24 protein-coding genes and 1 tRNA gene are annotated in these 24,237 nt (G+C 56.8%); 20 read left to right on the top strand and 5 right to left on the bottom strand.

Annotated features, from left to right (window positions below; genetic code table 11):
• Window positions 1-128: 128 nt before the first annotated feature.
• The 7 genes from GXN74_RS02380 (at window position 129) to GXN74_RS02350 (ending at window position 5,157) form a co-directional block, all read left to right on the top strand.
• A complete protein-coding gene (locus GXN74_RS02380; RefSeq protein ID WP_162369326.1) occupies window positions 129-815 on the top strand; it encodes a LytR/AlgR family response regulator transcription factor in 687 nt (228 codons plus the stop codon).
• 143 nt (window positions 816-958) lie between these two features.
• Window positions 959-1,031, top strand: a tRNA-Val gene (locus GXN74_RS02375).
• 86 nt (window positions 1,032-1,117) lie between these two features.
• On the top strand, window positions 1,118-1,972 hold the full coding sequence (locus GXN74_RS02370; RefSeq protein WP_162369325.1) for an ABC transporter ATP-binding protein: 855 nt from the start codon (window positions 1,118-1,120) through the stop codon (window positions 1,970-1,972).
• Window positions 1,969-2,670, top strand: coding sequence for a fluoroquinolone export ABC transporter permease subunit (locus GXN74_RS02365; protein ID WP_162369324.1), 702 nt, complete (start codon window positions 1,969-1,971; stop codon window positions 2,668-2,670). The genes GXN74_RS02370 and GXN74_RS02365 overlap by 4 nt, the downstream gene beginning before the upstream one ends.
• Window positions 2,667-3,371, top strand: coding sequence for a hypothetical protein (locus GXN74_RS02360; protein ID WP_162369323.1), 705 nt, complete (start codon window positions 2,667-2,669; stop codon window positions 3,369-3,371). Before GXN74_RS02365 ends, GXN74_RS02360 begins: the two co-directional genes overlap by 4 nt.
• A gap of 96 nt (window positions 3,372-3,467) precedes the next feature.
• On the top strand, window positions 3,468-4,079 hold the full coding sequence (locus tag GXN74_RS02355) for a DUF975 family protein (RefSeq protein ID WP_162369322.1): 612 nt from the start codon (window positions 3,468-3,470) through the stop codon (window positions 4,077-4,079).
• Window positions 4,048-5,157: an Ldh family oxidoreductase gene (locus GXN74_RS02350; protein WP_162369321.1), complete on the top strand. Its 1,110-nt coding sequence runs from the start codon at window positions 4,048-4,050 to the stop codon at window positions 5,155-5,157. The genes GXN74_RS02355 and GXN74_RS02350 overlap by 32 nt, the downstream gene beginning before the upstream one ends.
• Window positions 5,158-5,204: 47 nt before the next feature.
• Here GXN74_RS02350 and pdo read toward each other — a convergent pair whose 3' ends face one another.
• The 3 genes from pdo to GXN74_RS02335 all read right to left on the bottom strand — a co-directional run bounded on the left by pdo (window position 5,205) and on the right by GXN74_RS02335 (window position 7,684).
• The gene (gene pdo / locus GXN74_RS02345) at window positions 5,205-5,849 is read right to left on the bottom strand and encodes a protein disulfide oxidoreductase (RefSeq protein ID WP_162369320.1); all 645 of its coding nucleotides are present in this window, start codon (window positions 5,847-5,849) and stop codon (window positions 5,205-5,207) included.
• Window positions 5,850-5,887: 38 nt separating this feature from the next.
• A complete protein-coding gene (locus tag GXN74_RS02340; RefSeq protein ID WP_246208558.1) occupies window positions 5,888-6,934 on the bottom strand; it encodes an NAD(P)/FAD-dependent oxidoreductase in 1,047 nt (348 codons plus the stop codon).
• A 69-nt stretch (window positions 6,935-7,003) separates the two neighbouring features.
• Complete coding sequence (locus GXN74_RS02335; protein ID WP_162369319.1) at window positions 7,004-7,684, bottom strand: transposase; 681 nt, start codon at window positions 7,682-7,684, stop codon at window positions 7,004-7,006.
• On the opposite strand from GXN74_RS02335, the gene GXN74_RS02330 reads away from it, so the two are divergent.
• Window positions 7,647-9,275, top strand: a complete 1,629-nt coding sequence (locus GXN74_RS02330) for an alpha-amylase (protein ID WP_343032782.1) — start codon at window positions 7,647-7,649, stop codon at window positions 9,273-9,275. The two genes, GXN74_RS02335 and GXN74_RS02330, sit on opposite strands and share 38 nt — an antisense overlap.
• A gap of 85 nt (window positions 9,276-9,360) precedes the next feature.
• Entirely contained in the window at window positions 9,361-10,182 is an 822-nt protein-coding gene (locus tag GXN74_RS02325) for an Mrp/NBP35 family ATP-binding protein (RefSeq protein ID WP_162369317.1), read from the top strand.
• Window positions 10,183-10,333: 151 nt separating this feature from the next.
• Here the strand turns inward: GXN74_RS02325 and GXN74_RS02320 are convergent, their stop codons facing one another.
• Together GXN74_RS02320 and GXN74_RS02315 are read right to left on the bottom strand one after the other, a co-directional pair.
• Window positions 10,334-10,534, bottom strand: a complete 201-nt coding sequence (locus tag GXN74_RS02320) for a DUF6465 family protein (protein ID WP_162369316.1) — start codon at window positions 10,532-10,534, stop codon at window positions 10,334-10,336.
• A 201-nt stretch (window positions 10,535-10,735) separates the two neighbouring features.
• The gene (locus tag GXN74_RS02315) at window positions 10,736-11,485 is read right to left on the bottom strand and encodes a ZIP family metal transporter (RefSeq protein WP_162369315.1); all 750 of its coding nucleotides are present in this window, start codon (window positions 11,483-11,485) and stop codon (window positions 10,736-10,738) included.
• Between the two features lie 185 nt (window positions 11,486-11,670).
• Here GXN74_RS02315 and GXN74_RS02310 point away from each other — a divergent pair, with 185 nt between their 5' ends.
• The 11 genes from GXN74_RS02310 (at window position 11,671) to GXN74_RS02260 (ending at window position 24,098) form a co-directional block, all read left to right on the top strand.
• Window positions 11,671-12,675 (top strand): PstS family phosphate ABC transporter substrate-binding protein, encoded by a 1,005-nt coding sequence (locus GXN74_RS02310; protein ID WP_162369314.1) that lies wholly within the window; start codon window positions 11,671-11,673, stop codon window positions 12,673-12,675.
• Window positions 12,676-12,772: 97 nt separating this feature from the next.
• Window positions 12,773-13,696, top strand: a complete 924-nt coding sequence (pstC, locus tag GXN74_RS02305; RefSeq protein ID WP_162369313.1) for a phosphate ABC transporter permease subunit PstC — start codon at window positions 12,773-12,775, stop codon at window positions 13,694-13,696.
• A gap of 23 nt (window positions 13,697-13,719) precedes the next feature.
• Entirely contained in the window at window positions 13,720-14,643 is a 924-nt protein-coding gene (gene pstA, locus GXN74_RS02300) for a phosphate ABC transporter permease PstA (RefSeq protein ID WP_246208563.1), read from the top strand.
• Between the two features lie 17 nt (window positions 14,644-14,660).
• A complete protein-coding gene (gene pstB / locus GXN74_RS02295) occupies window positions 14,661-15,440 on the top strand; it encodes a phosphate ABC transporter ATP-binding protein PstB (protein ID WP_162369311.1) in 780 nt (259 codons plus the stop codon).
• 9 nt (window positions 15,441-15,449) lie between these two features.
• The gene (phoU, locus tag GXN74_RS02290; protein ID WP_162369310.1) at window positions 15,450-16,094 is read left to right on the top strand and encodes a phosphate signaling complex protein PhoU; all 645 of its coding nucleotides are present in this window, start codon (window positions 15,450-15,452) and stop codon (window positions 16,092-16,094) included.
• Between the two features lie 150 nt (window positions 16,095-16,244).
• The gene (locus tag GXN74_RS02285) at window positions 16,245-17,369 is read left to right on the top strand and encodes a site-2 protease family protein (RefSeq protein WP_162369309.1); all 1,125 of its coding nucleotides are present in this window, start codon (window positions 16,245-16,247) and stop codon (window positions 17,367-17,369) included.
• Window positions 17,370-17,391: 22 nt separating this feature from the next.
• Entirely contained in the window at window positions 17,392-18,645 is a 1,254-nt protein-coding gene (locus GXN74_RS02280) for an MFS transporter (RefSeq protein WP_162369308.1), read from the top strand.
• Window positions 18,632-19,201 carry an SF0329 family protein gene (locus GXN74_RS02275; protein ID WP_162369307.1) on the top strand — a complete coding sequence of 190 codons (570 nt, stop codon included), beginning with the start codon at window positions 18,632-18,634 and terminating at the stop codon, window positions 19,199-19,201. Before GXN74_RS02280 ends, GXN74_RS02275 begins: the two co-directional genes overlap by 14 nt.
• Before the next feature lie 20 nt (window positions 19,202-19,221).
• On the top strand, window positions 19,222-20,730 hold the full coding sequence (locus tag GXN74_RS02270) for an extracellular solute-binding protein (RefSeq protein WP_212505678.1): 1,509 nt from the start codon (window positions 19,222-19,224) through the stop codon (window positions 20,728-20,730).
• On the top strand, window positions 20,727-22,478 hold the full coding sequence (locus GXN74_RS02265) for a sensor histidine kinase (RefSeq protein WP_162369305.1): 1,752 nt from the start codon (window positions 20,727-20,729) through the stop codon (window positions 22,476-22,478). Before GXN74_RS02270 ends, GXN74_RS02265 begins: the two co-directional genes overlap by 4 nt.
• Before the next feature lie 24 nt (window positions 22,479-22,502).
• Window positions 22,503-24,098 carry a response regulator transcription factor gene (locus GXN74_RS02260; RefSeq protein ID WP_162369304.1) on the top strand — a complete coding sequence of 532 codons (1,596 nt, stop codon included), beginning with the start codon at window positions 22,503-22,505 and terminating at the stop codon, window positions 24,096-24,098.
• The last annotated feature ends 139 nt before the right edge of the window (window positions 24,099-24,237 follow it).

Below are 24,237 nucleotides of genomic sequence, written 5' to 3'. Positions count from 1 at the left end.
ATAGCACGAAAAGGCCTCTTCTTGAATAAATGGCGAAACATAAATAAAAAATATAAAAAATGAAAAACATATATACAAATTGGAATAAAATTGTTAGAATAATAACAAAAATAAGGGAGCATGAGGGCATGAGAGTAGGAATAGTGGAAGACAACAGGATGATTGCCCAATCGCTCCTTTCGTTGGTGCGCGCCATCGACGGGGAGTGCGAGGGAGAGACATGGGAAACCGCCGGGGAGGCCTTGGCCCATGCGAAGGAAAGGCAGGTGGACCTTTTCCTGCTGGACATCGGTTTGCCGGACTATTCCGGTTTCGCACTGGCGGAGCAGCTGCGGGCCATGGAGAATTACGTGACGACACCCATCATTTTCCTGACGGCAATGCCTGGGGATGCATTGAAGGCCTTCAGGGCCTACCACTGTTATGATTATGTGGTCAAACCCTTCGACACACGGGAACTTGCGGAGCTCCTGCGTCCCCTGATGCGCAGGAGCTCTAAGGAGCGTGTCTGCATCCGCCAGAGGGGGTTCACCGTGCGGCTCCATCCGGAGGAGATCATTTATGTGGAAGCGTGCCAGCGGAAGCTTCTGGTATGGACACGCCAGGAAAGCGTGACGGTTTCCACCAAGACCTTGAAGGAATTCCATCAGGGACTTCCGTCCTATTTCATCCAATGCCACAAGGGCTTTCTGGTGAACAGGCACGCCATCCAGCGGTTGGACAGGAAGAACGGACTCATATATCTGGGGGACCCGATGCCGCCCATCCCCATGGGGGACCGCTACAGGGACCGGTTCCAGGGGGATTGGCTGTGAGGAAGGGCTTGCGCCTGGTCCCGGGCGGGAGCATTATGGGAAAGTTCTGCGAGGAAACTTTCCCATAATGCAAAAAAACAGGGAAATTTGAAAAAAAGACTTTACAAAAGGGAAAAAAATTGGTAAATTATTAGAGGTGACAGGCGTGATTAACTCAGCTGGTAGAGTGCTTCCTTGACGTGGAAGAAGTCAGGGGTTCGAGTCCCTTATCACGCATCGGATTGCAGGCCATCTATTGATAAAAGAAATTTTGTCGGTAGGTGGTTTTTGTTTTGCCCCAAAGTCTCTGGTGGAGGTAACGCATGATTGAAGTAGAGGATCTGTATCTGAAATATCCCCGGGCAAAGGAGGACACCCTGCGTGGCGTTTCCTTCTCGGTGCGGCAAGGCGAAACCTTCGGTTTTCTAGGCCCCTCCGGTGCGGGCAAGAGCACGCTGCAAAAGGTGCTTACGGGAATCCTGCGTGCATATCGTGGGGAGGTGCATGTGCTGGGCAACGAAATGCGCCGTTGCTCCCCACAGTTCTACGAGGAGATCGGCGTGGAATTCGAGTTTCCGAATTTCTACGGAAAGTTCACGGCGATGGAGAACCTGCGCTACTTTTCCTCCCTCTATGCGCACCCTGTGGCGGATCCCATGCCGTTTTTGGAACGTGTCGGGCTTGCGGACGATGCCGACAAGCTGGTTTCGAGCTACAGCAAGGGCATGAAGATGCGCCTTGCCTTCGTGCGCGCGCTTTTGCATGAGCCGAAGCTCCTGTTCCTGGACGAGCCGACCAGCGGGCTTGACCCCGCAAGCGCGCGAACGGTCAAGGGAATGATCAAGGAGCGCACCCAGGCGGGCGCAACCGTCATACTCACCACGCACAACATGCATGATGCGGAGGAGCTGTGCGACCGCGTGGCGTTCATCGTCGACGGGCGCATCAAGGCGCTGGACACCCCCGCCGCCTTCCGCAGCGCAAGGCCCGACACCATCGTGGCCTACACCTACGTCGAAGACGGCGCGCAGCACAAGGCAGAAGCGTCCCTTGCGTCCCTGCATCAGGATGCGCGGTTCATGGCGCATTTGCTGGGCGGTGCCCTGACGGGGATCCACTCCAAGGAATCCACTCTGGAGGATGTGTTCATCGAGCTGACGGGAAGGGGATTGCAATGAGCGCCCTAAGGCTGGCAAGGCTGCTGGTGCAGGATGTGCGCTACCAGGCCAAATACGGTTTCTACTTCCTGTATGCGGTGATGAGCGCGTTCTACATCGGCATTTTGCTGCTCCTGCCCCCACAGTGGCGACCGCTCGGCGTTGCGGTGGCTATCCTTACCGATCCGGCCATGCTGGGCTTCTTCTTCATCGGCGGCATCTGGCTGCTGGAGCAGGGGGAGGGGTTGCATGGCATGTTCGCCGTCCTGCCCCAGCGTCCTGGGGAGTATGTACTTTCGAAGGCGCTGTCGCTGGGGATCCTGTCCGTGCTGGCGGCGCTGGTGATTGCGGTGCTGGTTGGGGCGGACGCCGACTATCCGCTGCTGGCGCTTGCCGTGCTCCTCGGTTCGGGTGTCTTCACGCTTGCAGGACTGACGATCGCCACGTATGCGCGCAGCGTCAACCACTACATGCTCGTCGGAACGCCGCCCATGTTCCTGTTCATGGTGCCGCCGGTGCTCACGCTGTTCGGGGTATCCCACCCCTCCTTTGCCGTTCTTCCCGGAATGCAGCTGTACGAGCTGCTTCGCCTGTGTGTAGGTCTGGAATCCCAGTGGAGTGCGGGCGTGCTCTTTTCGGGCATCGCGACATGGCTTGCTGCCGCCATCTACGTCGCACTGTGGCGCATTCCGCAGGCGCTTAGAGGAGGTGCGCAATGAGTGCAAAGCTGACATGGAAGATTTTTGTCATCGGGCTAAGACAGGTGCGCAGGGACGGCATCATGTTCATGCTAGTGCCAGCGCCGGTTCTGATGGGGTTCCTGCTGCGCTTTCTGCTGCCTGCACTGGACGCGGAGCTTACGTTTGCCCTCGCGCCGTGGTACGGGCTGTCCGACGCGGTGCTGGTTGCAATGACACCCCTCTATACCGCGATCATCTGCGCGTTTTTGATTCTGGACGAGCGGGACGAAGGCACAGGCGTCTACCATGCGGCAACCCCCGCCGCAGAGCGCAACTACCTGGCCGCCCGCCTGCTCCTCCCGATGCTGTGGGCGCTGGCCTATTCGATTTCGATCAAGGCGGTTTTCCGGCTGACGCCCTTCGAGCCGATTCCTGTGCTGGGCGGCAGCTTCCTTGCGGCCCTGGTGGGAGCAGTCGTGACGATGCTGGTGGCCAGCATCGCGGACAACAAGGTGGAGGGACTGGCGGTTGCCAAGCTGATGGGCATCTTCATGCTCGGTCTTCCCGTGCCGTGGTTTGTGGATGCGCCGCAACAGTATTTCGCAGGCATCCTGCCCAGCTTTTGGGTCGGAAGGTTCCTGTATGCGCCCTCTCCGCGCTTCTTCGCGGCCGGGCTGCTGGTGACGGCCATATGGCTCGGGATATTGGGACGCATCTTTCTGCGCAAGGTGGGGCGGTGACAGCAGGCAGGGGAAAAAGGGAGGACTTTTCCTGTTGTGCGGGAAAGCCTTGCGGGGGTATACTGTAGGGAGAGGGGCGAGGAAAGGAGAGGTCGGATGGAGATGAGGGAAAACAGGGAGTTGCGCTCGGAAGCCAGGGCGGCGCTTTCGGGGAAATGGCCGGTGCCCGTGGGGGCCTTGCTGGTGATGATGGTCCTGCTGACCGCCCTTGCGGGGATTCCCGTCCTGGGAGGTTTCGGGACCCTGCTGCTTTCGGGGGCGGTCGCCACCGGAATCTGCAATTTCTTCCTGCAGTTCACCAAGACCGGGGAGCCCGTGTTCGAAGAGGTCTTTGCCGGGTTCCGGGTCTTCGTCAAGGCGTTCGCCATCCATGTGATCACCAGCGTCATCATCCTGCTGTGGACCCTGCTGCTGGTGGTGCCGGGCATCATTGCGGCCATCCGCTATTCCCAGGTGTACTTCATCCTGGCGGAGAACCCGGACATGGACCTGCAGGAGGTGCTGGAACGGAGCAAGTCTATGATGGAAGGGTTCAAGGGCAGGTATTTCCTGTTGCAGCTGAGTTTTTTCGGATGGATGCTGGTCTGCGTGTTCACCCTGGGGATCGGATTCCTGTTCCTTGGGCCTTATGTGGCGCAGACATTGACCTTGTTCTACAGGGAGCGGAGGATTGCGTATGATGCAGGATACGGTATGGATCGGCTTTGACACCATGGAACGCTTCATGGTGGACGTGTTTGAAAAGCTGGGGGTGCCTCCAGAGGATGCACGGACCTGTGCCCGGGTGCTTGTGGAAGCGGACAAAAAGGGAATCGACTCCCATGGGACCAACCGGTTGAAGCCCATCTACTGCGACCGGATCAAAGCGGGCATCCAAAATCCGGTGACCGATTTCCAGGTTGTCCGGGAGGGGCCGACTACGGCAGTGGTGGACGGCCATGACGGCATGGGGATGGTGATCGGGACCAAGGCCATGGAGATGGCCATCGCCAAGGCCAAGACCTATGGAATGGGCATGGTGGCCGTCAGGAATTCCACCCATTACGGGATTGCCGGCTATTACACCACCATGGCCGTGGAGGCGGGGATGATCGGCATCACGGGCACCAACGCCAGGCCCTCCATCGCCCCCACTTTCGGTGTGGAGAACATGCTGGGGACCAATCCATTGGCATTCGGCATCCCCAGCGACGAAGCATTCCCCTTTAGCATCGACTGCGCCACCTCCATCACCCAGCGGGGAAAGATCGAGGTGTACGACAAGCTGGGGAAGGATCTGCCGGAGGGATGGGTCATCGACCAGGAGGGAAGGACCCGGACGGACACACACCAGGTGCTGGAGGACCTGGTGAAAGGGACGGCCGCCTTGACCCCTCTGGGAGGGGTGGGGGAAGACTTGGGCGGATACAAGGGTTACGGCTACGCCACGGTGGTGGAAATCCTTTCCGCAGCCCTGCAGGGGGGGAACTTCCTGAAGATGCTGCTGGGAATGGAGGATGGCAGGAAGGTGCCCTTCCATCTGGGCCATTTCTTCATCGCCATCGACGTATCCGCCTTCACGGAGCTGGAGGACTTCAAGCGGACCACGGGAGACATACTCCGGGCCCTGCGGGCTTCCAAACGTGCCCCAGGACAGGAGAGAATCTACACGCCGGGAGAAAAGGAGCACCTGGCCTATCTGCACCGGAGGGACAAGGGGGTTCCCCTGAATCCGGAACTGCAGAAGGAAATCCTGGCCCTGCAGAAGGAACTGGGGATCGAGGGTTACCGCTTCCCGTTCCAATGAAAAGAAGCCCAACAAGAAAGGTGCCTGGCACCTTTTCCGTGCTATGCCTAAATCCGTTCCATTTCATCCAGAAAGGCCTGGATGGGCTGGTTGCCCACCAGTTCGTAGGTGTCGTTGATGACGATCTTGGGCACGCCGGAAACATTGAATTTGCTGGAGAGCTCCTGGAAGGTTTGCGCCTCCACCATCTCCGCCTCCACATGGGGATTCATGAGGGCAAGCTTGTGGGCTTTCTGGACGGCCCCTGGGCAATGGGGGCAGCTCAAGGTGACGAACACCTTGATGTTCACCGGCTTGTCGATGGCGTCCACCCGTGCTGCCAGATCCTCCGGCACCTCGCTTGCCTGCCCGGAGACTTCCAGCAGGGCGGGGATGAAGGAGTTGATCTCATGGCCTGCGGGAATCCCGTTGAACTTCACCCCCTGGTAGTCCCCTTTGGCATCCAGAAGCACGATGCTGGGAGCCAAATCCACCTTGAATCCGGCCGCCGTTGCGGCATCCCGCTGGAGGTCGTATTCCTTCAGATGGATCTTGTCGCTCAGGGCCGCAACTTCCCGCATGTAGCCCACGGTTTCAGGGCAACTGTAGCAAGCCTCCCCGTCCGTGAAAAGGGCGATGGTCACATCGTCCACCAGTCCTTCGAATACCTGCCGCAGTTGTTCCTCAAGTTCGGGTGTGAACATTTTATTCATGGTTGGTCCTCCTTGCATGGCTGTTTTGGTTGACTTGTCTACAGGGATAAGTTGAATTGGGGGGCCTGGGAATCCGTCTCCCCGAGGGTCCCCTGGTCAGGGGGCAGCAGCTGTATGTATTCGCTGGCGGCCAGGGCTGCCTTGGCGCCTTCCCCTGCCGCAATGACGATCTGTTTGTAGGGAACCTGGGTCACATCGCCGGCGGCGAAGATTCCGGGAATGCTGGTTTCGTTTTTTGCGTTGACCAGGATTTCCCCATGGACATTTGTGTCCACATGTTCCGCAAAGGGTCCTGCCAGAGGGATATGGCCGATTTCGATGAAGATGCCGTCACCGGCGAGGACCCGTGGTTCGCCGGTTCCCAGGTCCTGGACCAGCAGTCCCGTCATGGCGCGTTCCCCCAGGATCTCCAGGATCCGCGTCTGCAGGTGGACGTCCACTTTCGGATGGGCCAGAAGCCGGTCCACCAGGATCTGGTCCGCCCGGAACCGGCTTCGGTGGACCAAAGTGACCGACCGGGCCACCTTGGCCAGGTCCAGGGCGGCCTCCACCGCGGAGTTTCCGCCGCCGGCCACGAACACGTCCTTGTCCCTGAAGAGGGGGGCGTCGCAGATGGCGCAGTAGGCAACGCCCTTTCCGGCATAGGCCGCTTCTCCTGGAATATCCAGAGTGCGCGGCTTGGATCCGGTTGCCACCACCAAGGTCCTGGTCCGGAAGGTCTTGCCGGTTGCGGTGGTGACAAGATGGAAGCTGTTCCCTGGAACCACAGAAGTGATTTCCGCATCCTCAACCAGGGGGACCTCCAGGGAGCGTACATGTTCCAAGAACTGTCCGGCAAGTTGCTCGCCGCTTAGGCCCTGGATGCCCAGATAATTCTCCACGACGGAAGTGTCCAGGAGCTGCCCACCCTTCTTCTTGGCCAGAATGGCCACCCTAAGGCCCTTCCTTCTGGCATAGAGGGCGGCGTTCAAGCCTGCAGGGCCGCTTCCTGCCACCAGCACGTCATAGAGGGCTTCCTCTTCCAAGGAATCCTTCGGAGAAAGGGAAAATCCGCTCCCGAAATCCATTTGCAAATCAAACTTCATGGTTCTGCCTCCTTTTTGGGGACGATACTTGAATTACTTGGTGAAAAAAATGCATGCAGGCATGCGTTTTCAAAGGCTCTTGTTGAGGATCTTGCATACGGAGGATTCGGACAGCCCTCCGAAGAGGAGCCCCAGTTCCTTCAGGGACAGGGTGGAGTTCTTCCTGAAATCCATGATCAGAAGGTTCCTTTGCGCCTTGTTCCGGACAAGGGACTCCCGGGTCGTTCCCAGGTCTTTAGCGACTTGGTCCAGACGGGCATCCGCCTCCTCCAGAGACTGGATGCAGTGGGGGCAATCCCCCCCGGAATCCATCTGCCGGCCCAACTCCAAGGGACGTTCCAGGTTGTAGGTGCAGAAGCTGTTCCAAAGCCCCACCCCTGCCAGTGAAGCCTTCGCGTGCACGGACTGCACCGTGCGGGCCAGTGCTTCCGGGCCGGAGAGGAGGGTGCTCCGATAACGGTCCTTGAAAAGATGTCCGTCGCATTTGGCGTGCATGGCGTAGCGGATGTTGATGCTCTTCATGATCTTGGAAAGGTCGCCGCCGTTCACGTCCAGCACAAGATGGTATTCGTTGTCGGCCAGCATGCAATAGGCGTAGATGCGGCACTGGAAATTCTGTTGGGCTTTCTGCAGCAGGGATAGGAAATAGGCCCGGTCTTCGTCGTCCAGGAACAGGTTCCTGGAAAGTCCGCCCTGCTGATGGACATGGTAGATGCCGTATGCATCCTTGACCCTTGCCTGTCTTGCCATGATACCACCTTCCTTATGGAACCAATATACCACAAGGCAAATAGAAAGTCAAGTACCGTCCCCACTGTTTTCTGAGGATGCGAGGGCTTGGTGCCCGTGGTATACTGGAGGAAAACAAATCCATGGAGGTGTTGGCATGAAAAACGGCGTGATGTTCCAAGGGTTCGAATGGCACTGTCCGGAGGATGGAAGCTATTACAGGGAAATGGCGGAAAGGGTGGAGGAGCTGGGCGGAAGCGGAATCACAGCTTTCTGGCTTCCGCCGGCCGCGAAGGGCACCGGCGTTGGGGATGTGGGTTACGGGGTATACGACCTCTACGACTTGGGGGAATTCGACCAGAAGGGGACGGTGCGGACCAAGTACGGGACGAAGGCGGAGCTGCTGGAGCTGGTCCGAAGGCTCCATGGGGCCGGCATCCAGGTGTATGCGGACGTGGTGTTGAACCATATGGGCGGTGCCGACGGCACCGAGACGTTCTTGGCGGTGAAAGTCGATTCCGGTGACAGGAACAGGGAGATTGAGGGTCACCGGGAAATAGAGGGATGGACCCGTTTCGATTTCCCAGGCAGGGGCGGCGCCCATTCTGCTTTCCGCTGGTCCCATGTCCATTTCAATGGGGTGGATTATGACGCGAGGACGGGAGAAAAGGCCATCTTCAGGATTCTGGGGGAACACAAGGGATGGAACTGGGGTGTATCCCAGGAGCACGGGAATTACGACTACCTGATGTTCGCGGATCTGGACCATGCCCATCCGGATGTGCAGAAGGAGCTGTTCGAATGGTCCGACTGGTTCGTCCGGGAGACGGGAGTGGACGGATTCAGGCTGGATGCGGTGAAGCACATCGACCACGCCTTCATGAAGGACTTCCAAGGGCACCTGCGTGCGCGGCATGGACAGGGGTTCTACCTGGTAGGAGAATACTGGCACAACGACATCACCGTAAAGGAGGAATATCTGGCGGGTACGGAATTCGGCATCGACCTCTTCGATGTGGGTTTGCACTACCATCTGCACCAGGCGTCGGTGAAAGGTGCGGACTACGACCTGCGGAGGATTTTCGACGACACCCTGGTGAAGGAGCATCCGGGCATGGCGGTGACTTTTGTGGACAACCATGACTCCCAGCCAGGCCAGTCCCTCCAGTCCTGGGTGGAGCCCTGGTTCAAGGAGTCTGCCTATGCCCTGGTCCTGCTCCGTAAGGAAGGGTATCCCTGCGTCTTCTACGGGGACTATTACGGCATCGGCGGGGAACAACCCCAGGACGGGATGAAGGAACAGGTCGAACGGCTACTGAAGCTCCGCAGGCGGTATTGCCACGGGGAGCAGGAAGACTACTTCGACAGCCCCCACCGGATCGGCTGGGTGCGCAGGGGGGAGGAGGGCCATCCCCATAAGTTGGCGGTGGTGGTTTCCAACAGGGAGGAGGGCCCGCTCCCCATGTTCGTAGGGGTGGAAGAGGCGGGAAAGACCTATGTGGACCGCCTGGGAAACCACGGAGGCAGGGTGTCCATCGGTAGTGAAGGCTTTGGGGAATTCCCTGCTTCCCCGGGGAGTGTGTCCGTTTGGATGGAGGAAGGATTGGATTGAACAAGGGCTTTACATCCTGTTGCGGAAGGTGCATATTTATAATGGGTATATGCCAATAACAAAATAATGGTTGGGAGAAGGAAGAATGGCGGATTGCAATAATTGTGCTACCAGCACCACCTGCACCAAGGACAAGGAAGCCTGCCAGGTGGTGGTCAACCAGTTCAGCAAGATCGACCGGATCATCGGTGTCATGAGCGGAAAGGGCGGCGTGGGCAAATCCACCGTGGCTGTTGCCATCGCAAAGCGGCTGCAGCGGCAGGGATACAAGGTGGGGATCCTGGACGCGGATGTGACGGGACCCAGCGTGCCCCGTCTGTTGGGACTCCATGAACAGAGGGCAAAACATGTGGAAGAGTATATCCTGCCTGTGGAAACCATGGAAGGCATCCGTGCCATGTCCCTGAACTTCCTGGTGGACGAGGAGAACAGCCCTGTCATCTGGAGGGGACCCATCGTCTCCAACATGGTCAAGCAGTTCTACACGGACGTGTTCTGGGGCAACCTGGACTACCTGGTTGTGGACATGCCACCGGGGACATCCGATGTCGCCCTGACCGTCATGCAGAGCCTGCCCCTCCATGGGCTGGTCATGGTGACCCTGCCCCAGGACATGGTCTCCATGATTGTGGAAAAAGCGGTGCAGATGGCCAGGAAGATGTCCGTTCCTGTTCTGGGCGTCATTGAAAACATGAGCTACATCGTCTGTCCCGATTGTGGGAAGAAGATCAACCTGTTCGGGGACGGGAACAGCGACAACCTGCTCTACAGGCACCAGCTGCACCTCCTGGGGGAGATTCCCATGACCCAGGGCATGGCCTCCATGGCTTCCGCCGCCGGAACGGATGCGGAAATGGATGCCCTGTTCGCGCCCATTGTGGAAAACATCAGGAAGGTCCTTGGATAGGAAGGGGCCTGGGGGCACAAGAAAGCATACTTCGTATGCATTCAGACTACACTTGGAAAGTTTGGTCCCAAACAAGCTTGGACGAACTTTCCAAGTGCATGAAAAAAGAAGGGTCTGCCGCATGACCGGCAACCCTTCTTTTTTAGATGTTCTAGGCCAGTTCGATGGCGCCGCTGAATTCGTCGTTGATGACGAAGTAGCATTTGCCCTCTTCCGGCTTGCAATAGAGATCCAAGGTCTTGATGTCTTTCACCTTTTTGCCCTCGTCTTTCCATTGCTGTTTGGCTTCCTTCGAGAAATCGTTCAAATCGATTTCCCTTCCGTGGAATTGCAGATACATGTTTTCCTTCATTGCCGTCTCCCTTTCTGTTCAATCCTTATGGTTCATGCTGTCCTATGATTGCGAAGATGCCTCGGTTGGAGGACATCCGGTTGGCGCTGTCGGTCGTTCCATTCCGGCAGACGTCCCTGCCATGGCTTTAAGTCACTGTTATTATAATAGAAAATCCCCGCCTTGTCCAATATTTTAGAAAAACCGGGAAAAACAACCTTTTCACCCAATCATCACGAAGCCGATGAGCAGTCCTCCAATCAGCCCGGCGTTGGCCATATGGCTGTGCATCTTGTTGGACTGGGGGATCAGTTCGTCGTTCACGATGTACATCATGGCGCCGGCCGCAAAGGCCAGGGAACCACCAATCAGGGTGGTGGACACGCTGAAGACCAGCAGGCCGATGGCCGTGCCGATGGGGGTCATGAGGCCCGCTGCCAGAGTGAAGAGGAAGAGGCGGAGATTGGAGGTGCCCCCTGCCTTCAAGGGGCCGGCCACCGCCAGCCCTTCCGGGATGTTGTGCAAACCGATGGCAAGGGCGATGACGATGCCCAGTTCCTGGCTGGCCTCCAGGCCTGCGCCGATGGCCAGCCCTTCCGGCAGGTTGTGGAGGGCGATTCCTAGGAAGATCAGGTAGCCTGTCCGCAAGGCGGTGCGGGTCTCCAGGATCTTGGGGTCCACGTTCTCCAGGTCCAGATGGCTGCTCTCGGACAGGTGGGCATGGGGCATGAATTTGTCCAGCAGGAGCATCAGCAGGCAACCCAGCAGGAAGCCGACGACCAGGACCAGCATGGACCCCAGCTCCAAGGAACTGGGCATCAGCTCGAACACCGAAACGGCGATCATGATGCCGCCGGCGAAGCCCAGCAGACCCGCCATGGCCTTCTTGCCGGGGGAACCGAAGAACATCAGGAAGATGGCTCCCAAAGCGGTGGAAGTGCCCGCAAAAAAACTGTAGATCAAACTTTCCAAATCAATCACATCCTTTCTATTCCATTCCAAGCCATTATAACAGAAAAGGGGGATTTTGCACAGGACCCTGGGGAGGGGGGGCACTGCGACTTTACACAGGCTTAACATAAGCAAAATAATCAGCAAATATTCGTGTGCTATACTCCATTTGAAGTCAAACAAGAAAAGCAATCAGGAGGCATACGATGTTTAAAAGAAGAGCACTGGCAGTATTGTTGTTGATGGGTCTGGCGGTTGGCGCCACAGGATGCGGCCAATCCGCAGAGCAGAATTCCCAAGAGAATACGAACGCCGAAACACCGGGACAGGCCGCACTGGAAGGCGCCGTCATCGTGGACGGTTCCGGAACGGTATATCCCTTGATGGCCCACATCGCGGAAGAGTACATGGTGAACGAACAGGAGGGTGTAAGCGTCCAGGTGGGACGTGCGGGATCCAGCGCCGGCTTCAAGAAGTTCATCCCCGGCGAGACGGATTTCTCCGACGCCTCCAGAAAGATCAAGGATTCCGAGATCGAGCAGCTGGAAGCGCAGGGCAAGAAGATGGGAGAAAACGTCATGGAAATCAAGCTGGCCTATGACGGACTGACCATGGTCATCAACAAGGAGAACACCTGGGCGGCGGAAATGACGGCGGAAGAGATCATGAACATGTATGTTTCCGGAACCTACAAGGGGGACGACAAGGTGCTTTGGTCCGATATCAGACCAGAATGGCCCGCGGAGGAAATCATGTTCTACGGCCCCAACGAGAACCACGGAACCTACGAGTTCTTTTATGAAGTGATCCTGGACGAGAAGCCCATGGTCTCCACGGTCAACCTGCAGCAGGAATATTCCACCCTGGTGGACCTGGTGTCCAAAGACAAGAACGCCATCGCCTTCTTCGGTTTCGGATACTATGTGAGCAACCAGGACAAGCTCACGGCGGTGAAGGTCGACTTCGGCAACGGCCCTGTGGAGCCCAAGCTGGAAACCATCGGAGAAGAGCTGGACTACGCTGGATTCACCAGGCTGGTGTACACCTACCTGAACCTGGACCATGCGAAAGAAAACCCCCAGGTACTGGACTTCGCGAAATACGTGGTATCCGGTGAAGGCGCTGCAAGACTGGCAGGCGAGAACGGATTCGCTCCCCTTCCGGAAGCGGTCTACAACGAATATGCCCAACAGCTGGAAGCGGTCAAATAAGAGACAGCCGAATCCGGTTGGGAGTTTGAGATGAGAGGGCCCTGCCCTCTCATCTTGAGCCGTTTGGAGAACAAAGATTGGAACCAAAGGAGAACCCATGGAAAAAGACATACGTGTAAGACAAATCATACAGAAGAACATCAGTGAAAAGAGCAGGTTCGCGGACCGCATCATGCCGGTCTTCTTCTTCCTGATGGCGTCCGTATCGGTGCTGACCACCTTCGGCATCGTGGCCACATTGACCACCGATGCGGTGAAGTTCTTCCAGGCGGTGCCCCTGCGGGAGGTTTTCAGCACCAGGCTGTCTCCTTTGAGCGCCACCCCAAGCTTCGGCATCCTGCCGCTGATCAACGGGACCATCTTCACCTCCCTCATCGCCATGGTCGTGGCCGTGCCGATGGGACTGGCGGCAGCCATCTATCTCAGCCAGTTCGCTACCGAGAAGATGCGGAAGGTGCTTAAGCCGGTGATGGAGGTCCTGGCGGGGATCCCCACCATCGTCTACGGGTTCTTCGCCTATTCCTTCGTGACCCCCCTCTTGATGCGGCTCCTCCCCGGCCTGGGGGCCAAGAATGTCATCAGTCCCGGAATCGTCATGGGAATCATGATCATCCCCCTGGTTGCCTCCCTTTCGGAGGATGCCATGAACGCCGTGCCGAACATCATGCGGGAGGGGGCCCTGGGGCTGGGGTCCACCAAGCTGGAGGTCGCCCTAAAGGTGGTGATTCCCGCGGCCATATCGGGCATCATGTCCTCCATCGTCCTGGCAATCTCCAGGGCCATCGGGGAGACGATGATCGTGACCATCGCCAGCGGAAGCTCCAAGAACTTCAGCTTCGACATCACCCAGTCCATGCAGACCATGACGGGATACATCGTGGAATTCACCAGTGGAGACGCCGCCAGCGGAACCACCGGCTACTACAGCCTGTACGCGGTGGGGCTGCTTCTGTTCGCGTTCACCTTGCTGATGAACCAGATGGCCCATCACATCTCTCGAAAGTATAGGGAGGAATACTGATGAACGGCACAGGAACGGAATTCATGAAGAAGAAGACGCTGGAGGGAGCCCGGATTCCCAAGGCCGCCTCCTATAAAATAGAAATCGACAGGGATCGGATCACCCGGCGCATCCGCAAGAGCAACTGGTCCCAGCACCTCTTCTCCCTATCCACCGTGTTCGCCCTGCTGGTCCTGGGAATCCTGCTCTACAGGATCGGCATCCAGAGCGTGGGCTGGATCAACTGGAACTTCCTGACGGGAAAGCTCTCCATTTTTCCGGAAAAAGCGGGCATCTACGGGGCCATCCTGGGCTCCGTCTGGCTGATGCTGATTGTGGTCCCGGTAACCCTGGTGCTGGGGGTGGCGACAGCCATCTATCTGGAGGAGTACGCCAACAAGGGGAGGGTCCAGGCCTTCATAAAGATCAACATCTCCAACCTGGCCAGCGTGCCCTCGGTCATCTTCGGTCTTTTGGGACTTTCCGTCTTCGGAAGGATGCTGAACCTGGGAAGCAGCATCCTGGCGGGGGGGCTGACCATGTCGCTGCTGGTGCTGCCCATCGTGGTGGTGGCCAGCCAGGAAGCCCTCAAGGCCGTACCCGGATTCCTGCGGGAGGCCTCCTACGCCATGGGGGCCGACAAGTGGACCACCATACGGAAAGTTGTCCTACCGGTGGCCCTTCCGGGCATCCTGACCGGTTCCATCCTGGCCCTGTCCCGGGCCATCGGCGAGACGGCGCCCCTGGTCGTGCTGGGGATTCCGACGCTGATCCTGAAATTCCCCCAGAGCGTGATGGACGACTTCACCGTCCTGCCGATCCAGATCTACTACTGGACGCTGGATACGGTCCTGACACCCGAATACGCAAACCTGGCCGCGGCAACTATCCTGGTGCTCCTGTTCGTGCTGTTCGTCATGAATTCGGCGGCGATCATCATCCGGAACAAGTTCCAGAAAAGATTCTAAATTTGGAGGAAACCATTTTGACGAACGCTGTGAATGAAAACGAAAAGCTGGTCTATGAAGTCAAGGGGCTCAACCTCTGGTACGGGAACGACCAGGCGCTGAAGGATGTCCACCTGGACATCAAAAAGAACGAGGTCACCGCCATCATCGGCCCCTCCGGATGCGGGAAGTCCACCTTCATCAAGACATTGAACCGGATGATCGAGAACATACCCGTGGTCCGGACCTCGGGGGAGATCCTGTACCATGGGGAGAACATCTTCGACAAGTCCATCCGGGTGGAGGAGCTGCGGACGAGGGTGGGCATGGTGTTCCAGAAGCCGAACCCCTTCCCCAAGTCCATCTTCGAGAACGTGGTCTACGGACCAAAGATCCATGGGATCCGGGACAAGAAGCTGCTGATGGAAATCGCGGAGACGAGCCTTCGGAGCGCGGCCCTGTGGGACGAGGTGAAGGATCGCCTGAACGACAACGCCTACGGGCTCTCGGGGGGGCAACAACAGAGGCTGTGCATCGCCCGCTGCCTGGCCGTTCAGCCGGATGTGATCCTGATGGACGAGCCCACCTCCGCCCTGGACCCCATCGCCACCTACAAGATCGAGGAGTTGGTGGACCAGCTGAAGGCAGAATACACCATCAGCATCGTGACCCACTCCATGCAGCAGGCAGCCAGGATTTCCGACAGGACCGCCTTCTTCCTGATGGGGGAGCTGATTGAATTCGACACGACGGAAACCATCTTTTCCAATCCAAGGGACCAGCGCACGGAGGACTACATCACAGGTAGGTTCGGTTAGGAGACAGGCATGCGGGAAATATTGGACGACAGGGTAAGGGAAATCGACGGCAGGATCATCCGGATGGGGGAAATGGTGCTGGAGAGCATCGACCAGGCCATGCAGGCCTTCCGGGAACAGGATGCCGTGCTGGCGGGGAAGGTGCTGGAGAACGACCGGCTCATCAACGAACTGGACAAGGAAATAGAGCACCTTTGCGTGACGCTGGCGGCCACCCAAAGCCCTTTGGCCTCCGACCTCCGGCATATGGTGTCCGTGCTGCAGATCGTCACCGACCTGGAGCGGGTGGGGGACTACAGCTGCAACATCGCGGAAATCGTGCGGGACCTGGGCAGCTACAGGGTGAAGGAACCCGCCGGGCTGCGGGAGATGGAAAAAAAGGTGAGGTACATGCTGGACTCCAGCATCAAGGCGTTCCTTCTGGAAAACGAGCAGTTCGCCTATGAAATCGCCGCAAAGGACGACGTGATCGACGAGCTTCGCTACAGGATACATAGGGACCTGCTCCGGGACCTTAAGGAGCGGGAGGAGGACGAGGGCCCGATCGTGGGGCTGATCCTGATCATACGCCATCTGGAGCGGATCGCGGACCACGCCACCAACATCTGCGAGCGGCTCATCTTCATGAAGACGGGAAATACAGTCAAGTTCTAGCTAGGCCGGAACGACCGGGACGGGTCGGTTCCGGCCTTTCTTCGAGTTGAGTTGCGCATCCCGCGGGTGCCGTGGTAGAATCATCTTAAGGAAACCGGCGGGCTGGAACGACAGGTTGCGGATGTTGCATATGGGAAGGGAGCGGCGGCTATGAAGGGATCCATCGTATTGGTAAAAGTGAAGGGGATAGAGATCGAGCTCCATTTCAGCTGGTTCTTCATTTTCGTGCTGATCGCCTACTCCATGGGGACGGGCTATTTCCCCGGGAACCATCCGGAACTGTCCATGGGGATGGTCTGGTTCCTGAGCGCCCTGGTCCCCCTTCTGATGGTGCTGTCCGTGCTGCTCCACGAGCTGTCCCACTCCCTGGTGTCCAAGCACCTGGGAATCGACGTAAAGAGGATCACCCTCTTCATCTTCGGGGGGTTGGCCCAGATGGACAGGGAGCCGGACGAGCCGGACAAGGAACTGAAGATTGCGCTGGCGGGGCCGGCCATGAGCCTGCTGCTGTTCCTTGTGTTCTCCGTGGCAAGGAATGTGGCTGGACTGCTGGGGCTGTCCCCGGCTTTGGCCGTCCCGCTGGAATACGCCGGGAGCCTGAACCTGATGCTCGCCCTTTTCAACATGGTGCCGGCCTATCCCCTGGATGGGGGGCGTGTGCTCCGGGCGCTGATCTGGAGGCGGAAGGGGAACCTGCAGCTGGCCACCCGGGTGGCGGCCACCATGGGGGACATCTTCGGATATTCCCTGATGTTCCTGGGGTTGCTCTGGTTCCTCTCGGGGAATACCTTCAGCGGCGTCTGGTTCCTGTTCCTGGGATGGTTCATCAAGCAGCTTGCGGAGTCCAGCTACCAGAATACCATGATGAACGACCTCTTCCACCGGATCCGGGTGGGGGCCTTCATGACGGAGCCGGTTGCCACCGTGGACGGGAAGGTATCCGTGCAGGACCTGGTGGACCACTATTTCTACAAATACAAGTTCGTCTGCTTCCCTGTCCGGAACCAGGAGACGGTCACTGGGGTGGTCACCCTGGAAGGCGTCCGGTCCCTGGGAAGGGAGGCTTGGGACCAGACGGACGTGGACAGCATCGCCATCCCCTTGCGGGAGGAGTATCTGGTGGCCCCCTGGGACACGGTGGATACGGCGCTGAACAAGATCACCGCAAACGGCTTGGGGCGGGTGCTGGTCATGGAGGAGGGGAATCTGGTGGGCATCATCTCCAGGTCGGACATCCTGCACTACATCCGGGTGTACAGCCGGTTGAACGATTAAGGGGAAAGGGAGGCCGACGGAAATGCGGATGACAAAAGAGGAAACGGCCTGGGTCTTGTACGACTGCGGGAATTCGGCGTATTCCATCGCCATCACCACGGCGCTGCTGCCCACGGTGTTCGGGATGTTCGAGAACGTGGGAAGCACCATGGACCTGGGCTATTACAATACGATTGCCAGTGTGGTGGCCGCCGTCCTCAGCCCGATCCTGGGCACGATTGCGGACTACAAGGAGAAGAAGAAGCGGTTCTTCCTCTTTTTTTTCCTCCTGGGGGTGCTTTTCACCGGGCTGTTGGCCTTCGTTCCCCCGGCAAGCGGGATGTGGCAGCTGCTGGTCCTGTTCTACATCCTGACGGCCGTCGGCTTCGCGGGGGCGAACATCTTCTACGACTCCTTCCTGGTGGATGTCACCACGGATGGGAGGATGGACAAGGTCTCCACCAGGGGGTTCGCCTTCGGCTACATCGCCAGCGTGGTCCCCTTCGGAATCAGCCTGGGGGTGATCTTCCTTCTGGGGATGGACCGGGCCCTGGGGTACCAGCTGGGGTTCCTCATCACGGCCCTCTGGTGGGGGCTGCTGACCATCCCCTTGCTGCGGAACGTGCGGCAGAAATACTTCATCGAACCGGAGCCCCATCCGGTGGCCAACAGCTTCCGGAGGCTGGGAGCCACCTTCGGGAACATCCGGCGGCATAGGGTGGCCTTCGTCTTCCTGGTCGCCTATTTCCTCTACATCGACGGAGTGGACACCATCATAAAGATGGTTGTCCCCTACGCCACCTCCGTGCTGGGGAGGGATGCCCTGGGCACCTTCACGCTGCTGGGGATTCTGCTGGTCATCCAGATCATCGCCTTCCCCTTCGCCATCCTCTACGGGAACCTGGCGAAACGGTATTCCGCCGGAAGGATGATCGCCGTGGGGATCCTGACCTACATCGTCTCCTGCGTGTCCGCCTTCTTCATCTCCAGCGTCTGGCACATTTTTGTCCTGGGGGCCATGATCGGGTCGGCCCAGGGGGGGATCCAGGCGCTGAGCAGGTCCTACTACGCGAAGCTCATACCCAAGCAAAACTCCAACGAGTTCTTCGGTTTCTACAATGTCTTCGGAAAGTTCGCGGCCATCATCGGCCCGGGCGTCATGGCGCTGACAACCACGCTGACAGGGAATCCCCGCTACAGCATCCTGGCCATCATCCCCCTGTTCGTGGCGGGGCTCCTGGTGTTCCTGACACTGCCGGCGGACACCGGGAATGGAGGAGACGATGATTTGGAGTAAGATGAAACAGCAGCTGGAAGGGTTCCTTGCCCCGGCCTTGGCAGGCAGGGTGGAGTACCGCCCCGCCGGCTACCGGTACCTGCCGGAGAAGCCGGGGCGCTGCTATCTGGGGGTGGACAGGAAGGCGGTCCTCGACATGCGGGACGACACCACCGGAATCCGGTGGTACGGGAACGAGCAGGACGTGCGGAACGATCCGGACATCCGGATGCCGGTGAGCGGGGAAGAGCTTGCGGCCGCCGGGAAGGCCGCCGGGGGGAAGGTGCCTCCCGAACGGGTGGAGGTGATGGTCAGGAACCGGAAGATGGCGGCCCATGCCAAGGAAATGCTGGCGGCCCAGGCAGCCTTAAGCAAATCGGACTTCCAGGCCGCGGCGGGCAGGTTCCTCACCGGCCCCATCGAGGAAAGCCTGGAAAGCGGGGACATCCTGCTGAACATCCTCGCCCTGGTGGACAGGCGCGTGGGGAAAAAAAGGCTCTCGGACATGGAGGACAGGATGCGGCTGAAGCATCCGGCGGTGCGGTGGTTCTATGAATTGCGCCGCAGTGCGATGTGAGGGGGAAGATGGTGATCGATATGTTCAGACAAGTTGCTGCGATTCTTATGGTTGCCGTGTTTTGCACATCCTGCATTTGGAACGAAGTTCCGGGCCGGAGTGCAACGACGGATGGGGATACACCGGACGGGATGGGTCTTGTCGGGACGAGCTTCGAGGACCTGGAAATTCCGGAGGATTATGACATCCGGCAATTCGAGGGGATGACCTTGAATTTCATTGTGGAGAACAATCTGGCGGCAAACATTTTGTCCCATGAGAATGAGGAGTTCTCCCGCATCACAGGCATCAACATCAAAATCAGGCCGGTGGATTATGACACATTGGCGCGGAAGGTGAATCTGGATTTCATCGCACAGGAAGGCGAATACCCGCTGGTGTATGTGGACCCGTACCAGACACTGAACCGCTTCTACACCCATCTGGAGATATTGAATCCCTATATGGGGAATCCGTCCTTGCCGCAGATTTCCGGGTATGCTGTTGATTTTTTTGAGGTGCAGAAAGAGGTGTGCGGCCAATTCCTGAACAACAGCAACATCTATGCAATCCCATTCGACAGCACGACAATGATTTTGTATTATCGGAAAGATATTTTTGAAGAGTACAGGGACCGGTTCATGGAAGAGATGGGCTATGACTGGACGCCAGGAACCAGGGAATTCACATGGGAAAGATATTGCGAAGTCTCTGCCTGGATCAGCCAAAAGGTACCCGACAACCAGGTCGTTTATGGAAGCGGACACATGGCACAAGAGCATAACTCCGTGTTTTGCGACTTCTCCAATATCTTGGCTGCATATGGGGGCGACTACTTTACTGGAGAGCACATCCAAACGGTGGGGCAGCTGACATTCCATGCAACCAGGGTGATGGAGGAGGAGTTCGTTCAAGCGTTGGAGATGTACAAAAAGGTGGTTGCGGCTTCTGCTCCCGACAGCATCCGATGGAACTGGACGGATTCAGCCAATGCGTTTCTGAACGGAGAAATCGCAATGATGCCAAACTGGGATGAGAACGCCACCCATCTGGAGAATACCGCACACTCCAAGGTGGCGGGAAAGATCGGGTATGCCCTGCTTCCCTATGGGGATTCCAGAAGCGGAAACATCTATGGAGGATCCGGAATCGGAATCAACAAGTACGCGACCGAGGCTGAAAAGCAAGCGGCATGGCTTTATATCGTATGGGCCACATCCAAAGAAATGCAATTGAGGATCCTGCAGCATCCGGAAGGGGGGAGTCTGCCCACACGCCACTCGGCCTATGATGCCCTGGAGTTGCAGATGGATGTGGATTCCAGGAAGGGTGAAGAGAGGCGGGATGCATATTTGAAATATGTTCCTGTCGTGGTGGCGGCATGGGAACCGGAAAACATCTATCTGCGGCCCAAAATCGCAAATTTTTACGAGGTGGAGCAGGTTTTGACGGAGGCGTTGCATCGCATGGTGGCCCAGGATTTGGACAGCCGTAGCGTGAGCGCATCCATTTACGAGGCATTGGAACGGATCAGGGGGAGCGGTCGATGAGGAAGCAGCGCACCAGTTCAGTCCGAAAAAAGTTGATCGGCATCGGTTTCCTGCTGATTGCGGTTCCGATCATTTCCATTATTGTGACCTATTCCATCACGGTCAAGGAAATCATCAAGAACAAGTATACCCAAACGGCCATCCAATCCGTGTATGAGACCAGCGAGAAGCTGGACTATCTCCTTTCCGACCTTCAGAAGTTTTCCACAGCCATCACTTCCAACAGCGAACTGCTGCAGCTGCTGGAGAACAGGAAAGAGGCTTCTTATGAGGATTTCAACCAGGTGCTGCGCGGCTTCATCACTTCCAGAAGCGATGTGGAACTGATCGAATTGGTTGCCCATGGGGTCCGGTATTCCGCAGGCGTCAATCGGATCGACAAGGGCTTGTTGATGGATGCAACGCTGAAAAATTCAAAAGGGCAACCCCTGTGGTTCCCCACAAGAAGCGAAGAGATCCAGATCCTGTCGGGAAGGTTTGAAAAGAACTACTTCACACTGGCCCGTAAAATCATTGATTTCAACACATTGAAAGACCAGGGATATTTGGTCCTGTATTTTGAAGAAGCACTCCTTAAACAGGCGTATGCGGGTCTTGTGGACGATGAGGGCGCAGAGGTCCTGATTTGCGACGGCGAGGGGCAAATCCTAAGCGCTTCCAACGAGAAACGGATTGGAGGTTCGATCCTGGAGGAACCCTATTTCCGGCAAGCCCTATTGGATCCTGCAGGACAGGATTTTGTCGAGTATCAGGGAAATGTGGACCAGGTTGTGATCCATTCCACCATTTCCTCCAACGGCTGGAAGCTGATCAAGACAATCTCGACGGATTACCTGTATGCGGAGATGAACAGGATCCAAGCCGCGTTCGTTTGGGGCGGGCTGTTCTACGTGCTTGTCATCATCGGGTTCATGCTGTTTTTCTCATTCAAGTATACGGAACCCCTCATCCGGATGCAGGGGGTCATGAAGCAGGTCGAGAAGGGGGATCTGACAGCACGGACGGAAGTCAAATCCGATGATGAAATTGGAGAGTTGGGGAAAAGCTTGAACCAGATGATTGCCGAGATGCAAAACCTCATCCACAGGCTCGTCAGGGAAGAGCAGGAGAAGAAGGAAGTTGAATTGGAGGCGCTGCATGCCCAGATAAACCCCCATTTTTTGTACAATACGTTGAATACGATCAAATGGATGGCCAAGATACAGGGAAACCTCAGTGTCAGCAAGGCGATCACCGCCCTTGTGAAGCTGCTGCGCATCAGCATCAATTTGGGGCGGGATATGATCAGCTTGGGTGAGGAAGTCGATTATGTCCGGAATTACATCGTAATCCAGGAGCTGCGCTTCAACGAAGGCATCCATGTGGTTTATGACCTGGAGGAGAGGACCCAGGACATCATGGTTCCAAAATTGATCCTGCAGCCCATTGTCGAAAACTCCATCCTGTATGGGATCACGGAGGAGCATCCGGAGCTGCACATCCATGTCCGTTCGTTCTTGCAGGAAAGCGAACTGGTGGTCGAAATCCAGGATGACGGCCCTGGAATTGAAGAGGCCACCTTGAACCAGCTTCTTACAAGCAAGACGAGCAAAGACAAGTTCAGCCGGGTGGGCTTGAACAATGTGGACCAAAGGATCCGGCTCCATTGTGGGCAGCAGTACGGTTTGGAAATCGACACCGAGCCAGGAAAAGGAACAAGAGTGGTCGTCCGGCTATCGGCGGGGATGGTTGGCATGAAGGCGGAATAAGGCAGGGAATGCAAGGGGGTTGTCATGTACAAGGTGCTTATTGTGGAAGATGAAGTATTGGTCCGGGTCGGCTTGAAAACGACCATCGACTGGGAGCTGCATGGATTTGCGGTTGCAGCGGAAGCCTCCAACGGAGAGCAAGGATATGAGCAGTACCAGAAGTGCCGTCCGGATGTTGTCATAACGGACATACAGATGCCCAAAAGGGATGGCCTTTGGTTGGTGGAAGAGATCCGGAAGACAGATCAAACCGTGCAAATTTTGGTCTTGACCTGCCATGACGAGTTTGAATACGCACGCAGGGCCTTGAAGGTCGGTGCGGATGACTATGTGCTGAAGTCCGAAGTGGAGGACGAGGAATTGCTGGCCATCATGAAGCGTTTCAAAAACAATTTGGACCAATTGAACAGGAAGGAACCGGCAACAGGAAAGGCGCCGTTGAACCAAGAGGACATAAAAAAGACGCTTCTCAGTTCCATGGCCCTCAACAATTTCAGGCTGGATGGGGAGCAGCAGAGGCTGTGCAGGCTTGTCGACTTTCCGCTGGAAGATGCGCGTTTCGCTTTTTTTCAGATCAACATGAACAGGTCCACTACAGGAGAAATGCCGGCGGAGGATTCCGGGGGTTCACAGATGCAGCAGGCGATGCTGCATCTGGTCTATGACCACCTGATGGAAAAGGGCGTGCACTACCTGTACCAACACCAGGGAAGCGCCCATGTATTCCTTGTCGCGGAAAGGACATTGAACAAGACGGAAATGCTGAGAATGTTCAGTGCCTTCAACAACGGTGCCAAACAGTATTTTGACAAGGGCCTGAACATTGTCTATTCCGACATCATAGAAAACCTCTCGGATCTGGGCGTGCTCTACAAAGGATTTGGAGAGAAGGCGCAAATCCTTTTCTACAAGAAGGCGGGAGAAGGATTTTTGGCTTCCATGAACATGATCCGCTTTCAGGAACCGAACATGCCAAAGCTGAAAAAAGAATACGGCAACCGTTATCTGGAGGCGTTGGGACATGAAAACCTTGCAGAGGCGTGGGGGGTGCTGCAGGAAGTGCAGCGATATTTTTGGGAGCATCAAGCGAACCCCGCCACGGTCAAGCTGTTTTATTCCAACCTTTTCGGAGATGTCTTGGGAAGTTATGGACCTGAACTGGAGAAAAGCGGGGGGGTGGAAACATTGCCCGACTATCATGGGAGAGTCATGCATGCGGGCCATTGGGAGGAACTGTACGGTTATGCGGAATCCTTCACCCGAAAAATGGTGGATGAAATCACCCGGATGCATCAGGAACGGTCCAGAGGAGCCATCGACCAGGCGGTCGCATACATCCGGAGCCACTATAAGGAGAACATCTCCCTGGAGGATGTGGCGCAAGAGGTCAATCTTTCCAAACACTATCTGTGCAGCGCATTCAAGAAGGAAACGGGGGACAACATGTCCCTATACATCAACAAGCTGCGTATAGAGAAGGCCAAGCAGCTGCTGCTTGAATCCAACCGGAGCATCAAGGAAATTTTTGAAGAGGTCGGCTATTCCAACCAGCAGTATTTCAGCAAGGTGTTCAAAAAAATCACAAACATGACGGTGGTCGAATATAGGGGACATAAGTAGGCGCTTGGGCAGGAGGCCACTGAAAAAGTCTCATAATTAGAAAAGAAGCTTGAATGCAGATTAGACTGCAATTCAAGCTTTTTTTTGTTATAATCATAGTATCAAAAAAAGGTGGTGGCCCTTATGATCCAGCAACAAC

Origin of the sequence: Anaerotalea alkaliphila, from assembly GCF_010179735.1 — a bacterium.
Classification (GTDB): Bacteria; Bacillota; Clostridia; order Lachnospirales; family Vallitaleaceae; genus Anaerotalea; species Anaerotalea alkaliphila.
Note: the sequence above shows the minus strand (reverse complement) of the source record. Positions and strands in the feature narration are given on the sequence as shown.

What these genes read in the sequence shown, in the direction of transcription:
- GXN74_RS02380 (WP_162369326.1), top strand. Translation starts at nt 129, where the DNA reads ATGAGAGTAGGAATAGTGGAAGACAACAGGATGATTGCCCAATCGCTC.
- GXN74_RS02370 (WP_162369325.1), top strand. Translation starts at nt 1,118, where the DNA reads ATGATTGAAGTAGAGGATCTGTATCTGAAATATCCCCGGGCAAAGGAG.
- GXN74_RS02365 (WP_162369324.1), top strand. Translation starts at nt 1,969, where the DNA reads ATGAGCGCCCTAAGGCTGGCAAGGCTGCTGGTGCAGGATGTGCGCTAC.
- GXN74_RS02360 (WP_162369323.1), top strand. Translation starts at nt 2,667, where the DNA reads ATGAGTGCAAAGCTGACATGGAAGATTTTTGTCATCGGGCTAAGACAG.
- GXN74_RS02355 (WP_162369322.1), top strand. Translation starts at nt 3,468, where the DNA reads ATGGAGATGAGGGAAAACAGGGAGTTGCGCTCGGAAGCCAGGGCGGCG.
- GXN74_RS02350 (WP_162369321.1), top strand. Translation starts at nt 4,048, where the DNA reads ATGATGCAGGATACGGTATGGATCGGCTTTGACACCATGGAACGCTTC.
- pdo (WP_162369320.1), bottom strand. Translation starts at nt 5,849, where the DNA reads ATGAATAAAATGTTCACACCCGAACTTGAGGAACAACTGCGGCAGGTA.
- GXN74_RS02340 (WP_246208558.1), bottom strand. Translation starts at nt 6,934, where the DNA reads ATGAAGTTTGATTTGCAAATGGATTTCGGGAGCGGATTTTCCCTTTCT.
- GXN74_RS02330 (WP_343032782.1), top strand. Translation starts at nt 7,647, where the DNA reads ATGCCGTATGCATCCTTGACCCTTGCCTGTCTTGCCATGATACCACCT.
- GXN74_RS02335 (WP_162369319.1), bottom strand. Translation starts at nt 7,684, where the DNA reads ATGGCAAGACAGGCAAGGGTCAAGGATGCATACGGCATCTACCATGTC.
- GXN74_RS02325 (WP_162369317.1), top strand. Translation starts at nt 9,361, where the DNA reads ATGGCGGATTGCAATAATTGTGCTACCAGCACCACCTGCACCAAGGAC.
- GXN74_RS02320 (WP_162369316.1), bottom strand. Translation starts at nt 10,534, where the DNA reads ATGAAGGAAAACATGTATCTGCAATTCCACGGAAGGGAAATCGATTTG.
- GXN74_RS02310 (WP_162369314.1), top strand. Translation starts at nt 11,671, where the DNA reads ATGTTTAAAAGAAGAGCACTGGCAGTATTGTTGTTGATGGGTCTGGCG.
- pstC (WP_162369313.1), top strand. Translation starts at nt 12,773, where the DNA reads ATGGAAAAAGACATACGTGTAAGACAAATCATACAGAAGAACATCAGT.
- pstA (WP_246208563.1), top strand. Translation starts at nt 13,720, where the DNA reads ATGAAGAAGAAGACGCTGGAGGGAGCCCGGATTCCCAAGGCCGCCTCC.
- phoU (WP_162369310.1), top strand. Translation starts at nt 15,450, where the DNA reads ATGCGGGAAATATTGGACGACAGGGTAAGGGAAATCGACGGCAGGATC.
- GXN74_RS02285 (WP_162369309.1), top strand. Translation starts at nt 16,245, where the DNA reads ATGAAGGGATCCATCGTATTGGTAAAAGTGAAGGGGATAGAGATCGAG.
- GXN74_RS02280 (WP_162369308.1), top strand. Translation starts at nt 17,392, where the DNA reads ATGCGGATGACAAAAGAGGAAACGGCCTGGGTCTTGTACGACTGCGGG.
- GXN74_RS02275 (WP_162369307.1), top strand. Translation starts at nt 18,632, where the DNA reads ATGATTTGGAGTAAGATGAAACAGCAGCTGGAAGGGTTCCTTGCCCCG.
- GXN74_RS02270 (WP_212505678.1), top strand. Translation starts at nt 19,222, where the DNA reads ATGTTCAGACAAGTTGCTGCGATTCTTATGGTTGCCGTGTTTTGCACA.
- GXN74_RS02265 (WP_162369305.1), top strand. Translation starts at nt 20,727, where the DNA reads ATGAGGAAGCAGCGCACCAGTTCAGTCCGAAAAAAGTTGATCGGCATC.
- GXN74_RS02260 (WP_162369304.1), top strand. Translation starts at nt 22,503, where the DNA reads ATGTACAAGGTGCTTATTGTGGAAGATGAAGTATTGGTCCGGGTCGGC.